Source organism: Pseudomonas sp. JQ36 (genome assembly GCF_053851495.1).
In genome coordinates this window covers 4499721-4510899 of sequence record NZ_CM132642.1, presented here as the reverse complement: position 1 = coordinate 4510899, position 11179 = coordinate 4499721, and the positions used below count along the sequence as shown (strand labels likewise).

At 62.3% G+C, this 11179-nt stretch carries 12 protein-coding genes and 1 other RNA gene; 8 read left to right on the top strand and 5 right to left on the bottom strand.

Features of this window, described 5'->3' with window-relative positions; translation table 11 throughout:
• Positions 1-33: 33 nt before the first annotated feature.
• Positions 34-483 carry an EVE domain-containing protein gene (locus ACS4NR_RS20375; RefSeq protein WP_135296804.1) on the bottom strand — a complete coding sequence of 150 codons (450 nt, stop codon included), beginning with the start codon at positions 481-483 and terminating at the stop codon, positions 34-36.
• 197 nt (positions 484-680) lie between these two features.
• Here ACS4NR_RS20375 and ACS4NR_RS20370 point away from each other — a divergent pair, with 197 nt between their 5' ends.
• Entirely contained in the window at positions 681-836 is a 156-nt protein-coding gene (locus ACS4NR_RS20370; RefSeq protein ID WP_003229308.1) for a hypothetical protein, read from the top strand.
• A gap of 35 nt (positions 837-871) precedes the next feature.
• On the opposite strand, the gene ACS4NR_RS20365 is transcribed toward ACS4NR_RS20370, so the two are convergent.
• From ACS4NR_RS20365 to ACS4NR_RS20350, 4 genes are all read right to left on the bottom strand, one after another.
• Entirely contained in the window at positions 872-1477 is a 606-nt protein-coding gene (locus ACS4NR_RS20365) for a 5-formyltetrahydrofolate cyclo-ligase (protein ID WP_166495265.1), read from the bottom strand.
• Positions 1478-1557: 80 nt separating this feature from the next.
• A non-coding RNA gene (ssrS, locus tag ACS4NR_RS20360) (6S RNA) lies at positions 1558-1736 on the bottom strand.
• Positions 1737-1766: 30 nt separating this feature from the next.
• Entirely contained in the window at positions 1767-2084 is a 318-nt protein-coding gene (locus tag ACS4NR_RS20355) for a cell division protein ZapA (RefSeq protein ID WP_008055229.1), read from the bottom strand.
• Entirely contained in the window at positions 2081-2290 is a 210-nt protein-coding gene (locus ACS4NR_RS20350; protein WP_007940359.1) for a TIGR02449 family protein, read from the bottom strand. Before ACS4NR_RS20350 ends, ACS4NR_RS20355 begins: the two co-directional genes overlap by 4 nt.
• A gap of 130 nt (positions 2291-2420) precedes the next feature.
• Here ACS4NR_RS20350 and ACS4NR_RS20345 point away from each other — a divergent pair, with 130 nt between their 5' ends.
• The 7 genes from ACS4NR_RS20345 (at position 2421) to gcvT (ending at position 11137) form a co-directional block, all read left to right on the top strand.
• Complete coding sequence (locus ACS4NR_RS20345; protein WP_115985879.1) at positions 2421-2981, top strand: YecA/YgfB family protein; 561 nt, start codon at positions 2421-2423, stop codon at positions 2979-2981.
• A gap of 27 nt (positions 2982-3008) precedes the next feature.
• Positions 3009-4343: a Xaa-Pro aminopeptidase gene (pepP, locus tag ACS4NR_RS20340; RefSeq protein WP_095137623.1), complete on the top strand. Its 1335-nt coding sequence runs from the start codon at positions 3009-3011 to the stop codon at positions 4341-4343.
• The gene (gene ubiH / locus ACS4NR_RS20335) at positions 4340-5527 is read left to right on the top strand and encodes a 2-octaprenyl-6-methoxyphenyl hydroxylase (RefSeq protein WP_183782963.1); all 1188 of its coding nucleotides are present in this window, start codon (positions 4340-4342) and stop codon (positions 5525-5527) included. Before pepP ends, ubiH begins: the two co-directional genes overlap by 4 nt.
• 109 nt (positions 5528-5636) lie before the next feature.
• On the top strand, positions 5637-6854 hold the full coding sequence (locus ACS4NR_RS20330; protein ID WP_456020402.1) for a 2-octaprenyl-3-methyl-6-methoxy-1,4-benzoquinol hydroxylase: 1218 nt from the start codon (positions 5637-5639) through the stop codon (positions 6852-6854).
• Positions 6855-7075: 221 nt separating this feature from the next.
• A complete protein-coding gene (locus tag ACS4NR_RS20325) occupies positions 7076-8080 on the top strand; it encodes an extracellular solute-binding protein (RefSeq protein WP_456018190.1) in 1005 nt (334 codons plus the stop codon).
• 201 nt (positions 8081-8281) lie between these two features.
• Positions 8282-9898, top strand: coding sequence for an ABC transporter permease (locus tag ACS4NR_RS20320; protein ID WP_456018189.1), 1617 nt, complete (start codon positions 8282-8284; stop codon positions 9896-9898).
• A gap of 156 nt (positions 9899-10054) precedes the next feature.
• The gene (gcvT, locus tag ACS4NR_RS20315; protein WP_456018188.1) at positions 10055-11137 is read left to right on the top strand and encodes a glycine cleavage system aminomethyltransferase GcvT; all 1083 of its coding nucleotides are present in this window, start codon (positions 10055-10057) and stop codon (positions 11135-11137) included.
• The last annotated feature ends 42 nt before the right edge of the window (positions 11138-11179 follow it).

The following is an 11179-nucleotide window of genomic DNA, read 5'->3' as shown; positions in this document are numbered from 1 at the left end:
CTTTTGCCGGTAAAAACCGTGACTGGCGAGTTCTCAGCGCAAACCAAGCACTGCGGCCCACTGTTCGGCCGTCACCGGCATCACCGACAGGCGACTGCCTTTTTGCACCAGCGGCATTTCGGCCAGCGCGGTCTGCTGTTTCAGGTAATCGAGCTTCAGCACCCGGGCAAACGTCTCGACGTGTGCAACATCGATCGCACTCCAGGCGTTTTTCTCGGGTGTGGCTTTCGGGTCGAAGTAATGGCTTTCGGGTTCCAGTGCGGTGGGATCCGGGTACGCCGCCTGAATAATCCTGCCGATTCCGGCAATCCCCGGCTCCGGGCAGCTGGAGTGGTAGAAAAAAAACTCATCGCCCACCGCCATCGCCCTTAGGAAATTGCGCGCCTGATAGTTGCGAACCCCGTCCCAGCGCGCTTTGCCGAGTTTCTCCAGATCTTTGATCGAGAGTTCGTCAGGCTCGGATTTCATCAGCCAATAGGCCATGTCTTTTGCTCCTCGAGCGGTGATTGGGCAGGTTGTCGGGCAATTTTATGACAAACCGACGGTCGGTTGACGTCAGCATTTGCGCCCGGGTTCACGTTGTCGCAAAATGCCGGCCTTTAAAGCTTGACGCTGCTGCACGGCCTACGAACGGAAACCGCTGCTGTCATCGTGATGATGTGCCTTGAGGGGGGCAATCGATGAAACGCAAACCGGATTTGCTATGGACTTTGGTTATTTTGTTCGGCCTTGGCGTCGTAACCACCGGTTACGCGCAAAGTTTGTGGACGAGCAAGACCGATGCTCCGGTTGAAGTCGCCCAACAGGTTCAACAGTCGACCGCCTTCAAGCGCTGAAACTGCCTTCCCGACGCCGCTGATCTGCGCGGCGTCTACCCTGCGAAATACCACGCCTTATCGGTGACCGTGCCCTGCAACGGTACATCCCAGCTGGCCTGCGCCAGGCGTTCGACCTTCTGACATTCATGGGCCAGGCCCAGCAACGTCGGCTTGCGCCAGTTCTTGCGCCGGGCCAGGTACGCCAGGCTGCGATCATAGAAACCGCCGCCCATTCCCAGGCGTCCGCCAACGTCGTCAAACCCAACCAGTGGCAACAGCACCAGATCCAGGGTCCAGATCTTGCGCTGATGGGCCAGATTGGCCCGCGGTTCGAGGATGCGGAAGCGATTGGGCTTGAGCTTGTCGCCGGGGCGAATCCGCTGGAACACCATTTTGGTTCGTGGCCAGGCGCTGAGCACCGGCAGATACGTGGCTTTGCCTCGGCGCTGAGCTTCACGCAGCAGCAGGCGCGGGTCGATTTCACCGTCGGTGGGCAGATACAGCGAGATATGTCGGGCCCGGCGAAAGTGCGGGTCTTGCGCCAGTTGGCGGAACAGGCCTTTGGCAGCCTGCCGTTGTTCAGCGGGTGTCAGTGAGCGACGCGCCTTGCGCAGCAGGCGGCGGAGTTGCGGGCGGGGCAGCAGCGCAGGTTCGGTCATGGTTCGGCTTCGGCAGGTGAGGGCGAAAACGCACGCATAAAAAATCCGATGCCGGCAAAAACCGGCATCGGATTCGAATCAGGCTCCCCGGATGAACCGCTGTCAACTTAGCCCTTGAACCCGAAAGTTCAAGGTGGAGGATGCAGTAGACTTTAAGGCTTTCCGTCTGGCGGACATGCACACCAGCCCAACGTGCAACCTCCAGGGTAGTGCAAATCGGCTCAGGGACATCGTCAACTGGCAAGCACCCCAGGGAGTGCCGCGAGTATACCTCAAGCAGCCAGGCGAATCAGCCCTTGGTGACGTCCGGATCGGTCGCCAGCACCAGATCGACACGATCGAGCAAGTCGCGCACCTGTTCACGGGTCGAGCCGCTGGCCTGGATGTCCGGGCGCTCTTCTTTGTGCAAGAGGTCGTGGGTGATGTTCAGCGCGGCCATCACCGCAATACGGTCGGCGCCGATGACTTTGCCGCTGCTGCGGATCTCGCGCATCTTGCCGTCCAGGTAGCGGGCGGCGCTGACCAGATTGCTGCGTTCTTCCTGGGGGCAGATGATCGAATATTCTTTGTCGAGGATCTGCACGGTAACGCTATTGCTTGAACTCATGAGTCTTGCTCCAGGGCCTTGAGGCGCGAAATCATCGATTCGACCTTACGCCGGGCGATTTCGTTTTTTTCAATGAGGTGAGCGCGTTCCTCGCGCCAGGTCTTTTCCTGAGCTAGTAAGAGTGCGTTTTGACTCTTAAGTTGCTCGACTCGGGTAATCAGCAGTTCGAGTCTGGCCATCAGCGCTTGCAGGTCGGTGTCTTCCATTGTGTCCACTGGGTCGGAGTCTGTCTGATGGGATAGCTGGCGGACAGCCTTTAATAGTCTTGGCGAGTCTGTCGATGTAGGATACAAGGCCTTCATTCTAGACATAGCGCCGTCTGGCGCCTAGCTGCCCATGACCATTGCGAATTCCCCGTACCAAGCCTTTGCCACCCTGCTGACCACCAGCGGCCACAACGTCTCGCCTGCCGAACTGCATGGCCTGCTGCTCGGCCGCAGCTGCGCCGGTGCCGGCTTCGATAACGAAGGCTGGTTGATCGACGCCGCCGAACTGCTCGAAGGCGACATCCAGGACAACGTCCGCAACGCCCTGATCGGCCTGCAAGAGATGGTCAAGGGCGAGCTGACCGGCAGCGACGTCACCGTCGTTCTGCTGCTGCCAACCGATGATGCTCCGCTGGCCGACCGCGCCGCCGCACTGGGCCAATGGTGCCAGGGCTTCCTCAGCGGTTTCGGTCTGAACTGCCGCGACAGCAGCATGCTCAGCACTGAAGCCACCGAAGTGCTGCAGGATCTGGCCGCGATTTCCCAGGTGCAAGACGCTCTGGAAGAATCCGAAGACGGCGAGACCGACTACATGGAAGTCATGGAGTACCTGCGCGTCGCGCCGCTGCTGCTGTTCTCGGAAACCAAAAAAGCCGACGTGCCGCCAGCCGCCAAGCCGTCGCTGCATTAATCGCGTGCCAGGGAAAGCCATCTGCCCATGACCCATATCCCCAAAGCGGAATACAGCCGTCGCCGCAAGGCCCTGATGGCGCAGATGGAACCCAACAGCATCGCGATTCTGCCCGCCGCCGCGGTGGCCATTCGCAACCGCGACGTCGAGCACGTCTACCGCCAGGACAGCGACTTCCAGTACCTCAGCGGTTTTCCCGAGCCACAGGCGGTCATCGTCCTGATGCCCGGCCGCGAGCATGGCGAGTACGTGCTGTTCTGCCGTGAGCGCAATGCCGAGCGCGAGTTATGGGACGGCCTGCGCGCCGGGCAGGAAGGCGCGATCCGTGATTACGGCGCCGACGACGCGTTCCCGATCACCGACATCGACGACATCCTCCCGGGCCTGATCGAAGGCCGTGATCGGGTGTATTCGGCGATGGGCAGCAACCCGGAATTCGATCGGCACCTGATGGACTGGATCAATGTGATCCGCTCCAAGGCGCACCTCGGCGCCCAGCCACCGAACGAATTCGTTGCCCTGGATCATCTGTTGCACGACATGCGCCTGTATAAATCGGCGGCAGAAGTGAAAGTGATGCGCGAAGCCGCACGGATCTCCGCTCAGGCGCATATCCGCGCGATGCAGGCCAGCCGGCCGGGACTGTATGAATACAGCCTCGAAGCCGAGCTCGATTACGAATTCCGCAAGGGCGGGGCGAAGATGCCGGCCTACGGTTCGATCGTCGCCGCCGGGCGCAATAGCTGCATCCTGCATTACCAGCAGAATGACGCGCTGCTCAAGGACGGCGATCTGGTGTTGATCGACGCCGGTTGCGAGATCGACTGCTACGCCAGCGACATCACGCGCACCTGGCCGGTCAACGGCAAGTTTTCCGCCGAGCAGAAGGCGATCTACGAGCTGGTGCTGGCCTCGCAGGAAGCCGCGTTCGCTGAAATCGCCCCGAACAAGCATTGGAATCAGGCGCACGAAGCCACGGTTCGGGTGATCACCACGGGGTTGGTGAAACTTGGATTGCTGCAAGGCGAGGTCGATGAGCTGATCGCGACCGAAGCCTATAAAGCGTTTTATATGCATCGTGCCGGCCACTGGCTGGGTATGGATGTACACGACGTCGGCGAGTACAAGGTCGGCGGCGAATGGCGCGTGCTGGAGGTCGGCATGGCGCTGACCGTGGAGCCGGGCATCTACATCGCCCCGGACAACCAGAACGTAGCGAAGAAATGGCGCGGCATTGGCGTGCGCATCGAGGATGACGTGGTAGTGACCAAGACCGGTTGTGAAATATTGACCAGCGGCGTACCGAAAACCGTCGCCGAGATCGAAGCGCTGATGGCGCAAGCACGGACACACGCGGCATGAGTCGAGTCAATCTGGCAATCATCGGTGGCGGCCTGGTCGGCGCCAGCCTGGCGTTGGCTTTGCAAGCCGGGGCCAAGGCGCGTGGCTGGAAAATTGTCCTGATCGAACCGTTCGCCCCCGGCGACAGCTGGCAGCCGAGCTACGACGCGCGTTCGTCGGCGCTGTCCTTCGGTTCGCGGCAGATCTATCAACGGCTGGGCGTATGGCAGGAGATTTCCCGCCGCGCCGAGCCGATCAAACAGATTCACGTCTCCGACCGTGGTCGCTTCTCTACCGCCCGTCTGTCGGCGATGGAAGAGGGCGTGCCGGCGCTCGGTTATGTGGTGGAAAACGCCTGGCTCGGTCAATGCTTGTGGCAGCACCTCGACAAAGACGTGATCAGCTGGCGCTGCCCGGCGGAAGTCACGCGCATGGAGCCGCTGCCCGACGGCTATCGCCTGACCCTCAACGATGAAACCACCGTCGAGTGCGATCTGGCGGTGCTGGCCGATGGCGGCCGTTCCGGTTTGCGCGAGCAACTGGGCATCAACGTGCGCAAGCGTCCGTACAACCAGAGCGCGCTGATCGCCAACATCACCCCGAGTGAAGCGCACAACGGCATGGCCTTCGAGCGTTTCACCGACGAAGGCCCGATGGCCTTGCTGCCGCTGCCGGACAACCGTTGCGCACTGGTCTGGACCCGCCTGGGCATGGACGCGCAGCGTCTGGCAGACTTGAGTGAGCGCGATTTCCTCAGTGAATTGCAGGGCGTGTTCGGCTACCGCCTCGGTACCTTGAAGCAGGTCGGTGCGCGGCATCTGTATCCGTTGTCGCTGGTCGAGGCCGAAGAGCAAGTGCGCTCGCATCTGGCTGTGCTGGGCAATGCCGCGCACAGCCTGCACCCGATTGCCGGGCAGGGTTTCAACCTCTCCCTGCGTGATGCCGATGCATTGGCCGCGGCGCTGCTTGCGAGCGATAAACCGTTGGGCGACATCGCTACATTGCAGGCCTATCGCGAGCGGCAACGCCTGGATCAAGAGCTCACCGTGGGCTTCTCCGATCAGGTCACGCGACTGTTCGGTAGCACCCAGCCGCTGGTCTCGCTGGGACGCAACATCGGCCTGCTCGGCCTCGATCTGCTGCCACCGGCCAAGCGCTGGTTTGCCCGTCAGGCCATGGGGCTGGGGACGCGGCCGGATGCTTGAGCGGCGGGTCGGCACTTTCACTTTCAGCAGCGCGCCGCTAACTGGCGTGCTCGCTAGAACCCTTTACGGGCGGCGCATGCCGCCAGCGAGACAGGCTTAAAGCATGGAAATGCGCGCAGATCTGCTGATTGTCGGAGCCGGAATGGTCGGCAGCGCCCTTGCGTTGGCGTTGCAGGACAGCGGCCTGGAAGTGTTGCTGCTCGACGGTAGCCCGCTGAGCGTCAAACCGTTCGACGCCGACGCGCCGTTCGAGCCGCGGGTGAGCGCCTTGTCGGCGGCCAGCCAGCGGATACTCGAACGCCTTGGTGTCTGGGACGGCATCGCCAAACGCCGCAGCAGCCCGTACACCGACATGCATGTGTGGGACGGCAGCGGCACCGGACAGATTCATTTCTCGGCGAGCAGTGTGCATGCCGAAGTGCTCGGACATATCGTCGAAAACCGCGTGGTGCAGGATGCCTTGCTCGATCGCTTGCACGATTGCGATCTGGGCATGCTGGCCAACGCACGGCTGGAACAGATGCGTCGCTCCGGCGACGACTGGCTGCTGACCCTGGCCGATGGTCGGCAGTTGCGTGCGCCGCTGGTGATTGCGGCGGACGGCGCCAACTCGGCGGTGCGCCGCCTGACTGGCGTCGCCACCCGCGAGTGGGATTATCTGCACCACGCCATCGTTACCAGTGTGCGCAGCAGCAAACCGCACCGGATGACCGCGTGGCAGCGTTTCACCGATCACGGGCCGCTGGCGTTTCTGCCACTGGAGCGTGACGGGCAGCACGACTGGTGCTCGATCGTCTGGTCGACCACGCCAAGTGAAGCCGAACGCCTGATGGCGCTGGATGAAGCGGCGTTCTGCGGTGAGCTGGAGCGGGCGTTCGAAGGTTGCCTGGGCGAAGTCGTCAGTGCTGATCCACGGCTGTGCGTGCCGTTGCGTCAACGCCACGCCAAACGCTATGTAGCCGAAGGCCTGGCATTGATCGGCGACGCCGCTCACACCATTCACCCGTTGGCCGGGCAGGGGGTGAACCTGGGTTTCCTCGATGCGGCGGTGCTGGCTGAAGTGCTGTTGCAGGCGGCGGAGCGCGGCGAACGGCTGGCGGACGTGAAGGTGCTGAGCCGTTACGAGCGTCGGCGCATGCCGCACAACCTGGCATTGATGGCGGCGATGGAGGGCTTCGAGCGTCTGTTCCAGGCTGACCCGTTGCCAGTGCGCTGGTTGCGCAACGCCGGATTGAAGCTGGTGGAGCAGATGCCGGAGGCCAAGGCGTTGTTTGTGCGTGAGGCGCTGGGGTTGACCGGGGATCTGCCGGCACTGGCCAAACCCTGAGATCTTTATTGAGGCTGATGGCCTCTTCGCGAGCAAGCCCGCTCCCACATTGGAATGCATTTCAAGGGTGGGAGCGGGCTTGCTCGCGAAGGGGCCAGAACCGACGCCATGAATTTCAGCTTGTGCAACATCTGGTAACGCCTTGCCCAAGTGATCGATTGAGCTGGTAAATGTGAGTCCTTATCATTTGGCCCACATTTCCCGACCGAGAGATCACTCCCATGTTGGCACCCAAGCGTCTCCTGACCGCAATGGCCCTGACCCTGATCGGCAGCACCGCCGCCCAGGCCGCCGACGAGGTGGTGGTCTACTCCTCGCGTATCGATGAGTTGATCAAACCGGTTTTCGACGCCTACACCGCGAAAACCGGGGTGAAGATCAAGTTCATCACCGACAAGGAAGCGCCGCTGATGCAGCGGATCAAGGCCGAAGGCGCAAACGCCACCGCCGACCTGCTGCTCACCGTCGATGCCGGCAACCTCTGGCAGGCCGAGCAGATGGGCATCCTGCAGCCGTTTACCTCGAAGACCATCGACGCCAACATTCCCGCGCAATACCGCTCCTCCAGCCACGCCTGGACCGGCCTGAGCCTGCGCGCGCGGACCATCGCCTATTCCACCGAGCGGGTGAAACCGGGCGAACTGACCACTTACGAAGCGCTGGCCGACAAGAACTGGGAAGGGCGCCTGTGCCTGCGCACGGCGAAGAAGGTCTACAACCAGTCGCTGACCGCGACCATGATTGAAGTGCACGGCGCCGAGAAGACCGAGAAAATCCTCAAGGGCTGGGTCAACAACCTTTCCACCGATGTGTTCTCCGACGACGTTGCGGTGCTGGAGGCGATCAACGCCGGGCAGTGCGATGTTGGCATCGTCAACACCTACTACTACGGTCGCCTGCACAAGCAGAAGCCGGATTTGCCAGTGAAACTGTTCTGGCCGAATCAGGCCGATCGCGGCGTGCACGTGAACCTGTCGGGCATCGGCCTGACCAAACATGCACCGCACCCGGAAGCGGCCAAGGCGCTGGTCGAGTGGATGACCACGCCTGAAGCGCAGAAGATCTTCGCCGACGTCAACCAGGAGTTCCCGGCCAACCCGGCAGTGAAGCCTTCGGAAGAAGTGGCGGCGTGGGGCCAGTTCGTCGCTGATACCTTGCCGGTGGAAGTGGCGGGCAAGCGTCAGGCCGAGGCGATCCGGATGATGGATCGGGCGGGTTGGAACTGAGCCGGCCATCACGGCGAGCCCTCTGTGGCGAGGGAGCTTGCTCCCGCTGGGTCGCGAAGCGACCCCATGGCGCCCTTGCGTCTGGCGTGAATTGAACTGTTAATCTCCTGCGGCTGCTTCGCAGCCGAGCGGGAGCAAGCTCCCTCGCCACAACATGTGGTCGACGTCGAATGGGCGTTGGCCCTCTTGCAGAGAACCCCCTTGGCCCACCCCGCCCAACGCCGCTGGTACCCCATCGTCCTCGCCATTGCCGCGCTGGTGCTGTTGCCCCTGAGTGTTCTGCTGCTGTCGTGGCAGACCATCGATCAGCAGATCTGGTCGCACCTGTGGGAAACCCAGATGCCGCGCCTGCTGGGCAACACCCTGACGCTGGTGATCGGCGTTGGCGTCGGTGTGACGCTGCTCGGTGTCAGTCTGGCGTGGCTGACCAGCCTCTGCGAGTTTCCCGGACGGCGCTGGCTCGACTGGGCGCTGATGTTGCCATTCGCCATTCCGGCCTATGTGCTGGCGTTCGTCTTCGTTGGTCTGCTGGATTTCGCCGGCCCGGTGCAAAGTCTGTTGCGTGAGTGGTTCGGCAGCGGCCTGCGCCTGCCGCGCGTGCGCTCCACCGGCGGGGTGATTGTGGTGCTGGTGCTGGTGTTTTATCCCTACGTCTACCTGCTGGCGCGCACCGCGTTTCTCGCGCAGGGCAAAGGACTGATGGAAGCGGCGCGGGTACTCGGGCAATCGCCCTGGCAGGCATTCTGGCGGGTGGCGTTGCCGATGGCGCGTCCGGCGATTGGCGCCGGTGTCGCACTGGCGCTGATGGAAACGTTGGCGGATTTCGGCGCGGTGTCGGTGTTCAATTTCGACACCTTCACCACCGCCATCTACAAGACCTGGTACGGCTTCTTCAGCCTGCCGAGCGCGGCGCAACTGGCGAGCCTGTTGCTGCTGGTCGTGATGCTGGTGCTCTATGGCGAGCGGCGTGCGCGCGGCGCCAACCGGGCGAGCAACGAGCGCCCTCGGGTCAAGGCGCTGTATCAACTGCGCGGGTTCAAGGCGTTCGCGGCGACAGGTTGGTGCTCGTTGGTGTTCGCTTGCGCGTTCGTGATTCCGCTGCTGCAGTTGATCGTCTGGTTCTGGCAGCGCGGGCGCTTCGATCTCGATGAGCGTTATGCCGGGCTGATCCTGCACACCCTGTATCTGGGCGGCATGGCGGCGCTGATCACCGTCAGCGTCGCGTTGCTGTTGGCCTTCGCCCGACGTCTGGCGCCGACCCGGGCGATCCGTTCCGGTGTCAGCCTGGCCAATCTCGGTTATGCACTGCCGGGTTCGGTCTTGGCTGTGTCGATCATGCTGGCGTTCAGTTATCTCGACCGCGAACTGGTGATTCCGCTGTCGGGCTGGCTCGGCGGCGCCGGCAAGCCGCTGCTGCTGGGCAGTCTGGCGGCGTTGCTGATGGCCTATCTGGTGCGCTTTATCGCGGTGGCCTATGGGCCGCTGGAAAACAGTCTTGCACGTATACGGCCGTCTTTGCCCGAAGCGGCACGTAGCCTCGGTGTCAGTGGGCCGCGACTGTTTTTCAAAGTGTATCTGCCGCTGCTGCTGCCCGGCACGCTGAGCGCGGCATTGCTGGTGTTCGTCGATGTGCTCAAGGAAATGCCCGCGACCCTGCTGATGCGCCCGTTTGGCTGGGACACGCTGGCGGTGCGGATCTTTGAAATGACCAGCGAGGGCGAGTGGGCGCGGGCGTCGCTGCCGGCGCTGACCTTGGTATTGGTCGGTCTGTTGCCGGTCATTGGCCTGATCCGCCGCTCCGCGCACCGAAACACTTAGTAGTGAGTCCTGAATCATGCGGCTACAATGCGCGGCATTCGGTGCGGTTCGTCTGATAGACCCGTTCGCTGAAATCGGCTGAAAGCCTTCTATTTCGCGGCTTTCACCCCGTACAGCGGCTGTCCGCACCTTCGCCACGCCCGGAAGGAGAAACCCATGGGACAGCGTACGCCTCTGTATGACCTGCATCTCGCCCTCGGCGCGAAGATGGTCGATTTTGGCGGTTGGGACATGCCACTGCATTACGGCTCGCAGGTCGAGGAACACCACGAGGTGCGCCGCGATTGCGGGGTGTTCGATGTTTCCCATATGACCGTTATCGATGTTGATGGCCCACAGGCCAAGGCCTGGCTGCAGCATTTGCTGGCCAATGACGTCGAGCGCCTGCACCGCCCCGGCCGCGCGCTCTACAGCACGATGCTCAACGAGCGTGGCGGCATCGTCGACGACATGATCGTCTATCGCCTCGAAGACCGTTATCGCCTGGTGTTCAACGCCTCCACCCGCGATCAGGATCTGGCCTGGATGCAGGCGCAAATGGCCGGGTTCGACGTGCAGCTGCACGAGCGCCCCGAGCTGGCAATGCTCGCCATTCAAGGCCCGCAGGCCCGGCACAAGATCGCCGAACTGGTAACCCAGTCCCGCGCGGCACTGATCCATCACCTCAAACCGTTTGAAGCCGAAGTCGATGGCGACTGGTTTATTGCGCGTACTGGTTACACCGGTGAGGACGGCCTGGAAATCGCCATGCCGGCCGATCAGGCCCCGGGGTTCTTCTACGATCTGGTCGGTGCCGGCATTTCGCCGATCGGCCTCGGTGCCCGCGACACCCTGCGGGTCGAAGCCGGGATGAACCTCTATGGCCAGGACATTCATCAGGATGTCTCGCCGCTGGCGTCCAATATGGCCTGGAGCATCGCCTGGGAACCGGCCTCGCGCCAGTTCATCGGTCGGGCGGCGCTGGAAGCGGAGAAAGCCGCTGGCGTTGCGCACAAACTGGTGGGCCTGGTGCTTGAGGAACGGGGTGTTTTACGTGCTCATCAGGTGGTTCGTATCGCCGATGTTGGCGAAGGAGAGATCACCAGTGGTAGTTTCTCTCCTACGCTAAGCAAATCGATTGCCCTGGCGCGTGTACCGATGGCCACCGCCGACCGCGCCGAAGTGGAAATCCGTGGCAAGTGGTATCCGGTACGAGTGGTCAAACCGACCTTCGTGCGCCATGGCAAAACCTTGATCTAACCTTTTCCGGCGGGCCTGACCGCTGACAATTTTCTTGAGGAC

Bases quoted from the DNA above. Each gene is read 5' to 3' on its own strand.
- ACS4NR_RS20365 (WP_166495265.1), bottom strand. From the start codon at position 1,477: ATGACCGAACCTGCGCTGCTGCCCCGCCCGCAACTCCGCCGCCTGCTG.
- ACS4NR_RS20355 (WP_008055229.1), bottom strand. From the start codon at position 2,084: ATGAGTTCAAGCAATAGCGTTACCGTGCAGATCCTCGACAAAGAATAT.
- ACS4NR_RS20345 (WP_115985879.1), top strand. From the start codon at position 2,421: ATGACCATTGCGAATTCCCCGTACCAAGCCTTTGCCACCCTGCTGACC.
- ACS4NR_RS20375 (WP_135296804.1), bottom strand. From the start codon at position 483: ATGGCCTATTGGCTGATGAAATCCGAGCCTGACGAACTCTCGATCAAA.
- pepP (WP_095137623.1), top strand. From the start codon at position 3,009: ATGACCCATATCCCCAAAGCGGAATACAGCCGTCGCCGCAAGGCCCTG.
- ACS4NR_RS20330 (WP_456020402.1), top strand. From the start codon at position 5,637: ATGCGCGCAGATCTGCTGATTGTCGGAGCCGGAATGGTCGGCAGCGCC.
- gcvT (WP_456018188.1), top strand. From the start codon at position 10,055: ATGGGACAGCGTACGCCTCTGTATGACCTGCATCTCGCCCTCGGCGCG.
- ACS4NR_RS20325 (WP_456018190.1), top strand. From the start codon at position 7,076: ATGTTGGCACCCAAGCGTCTCCTGACCGCAATGGCCCTGACCCTGATC.
- ubiH (WP_183782963.1), top strand. From the start codon at position 4,340: ATGAGTCGAGTCAATCTGGCAATCATCGGTGGCGGCCTGGTCGGCGCC.
- ACS4NR_RS20370 (WP_003229308.1), top strand. From the start codon at position 681: ATGAAACGCAAACCGGATTTGCTATGGACTTTGGTTATTTTGTTCGGC.
- ACS4NR_RS20350 (WP_007940359.1), bottom strand. From the start codon at position 2,290: ATGGAAGACACCGACCTGCAAGCGCTGATGGCCAGACTCGAACTGCTG.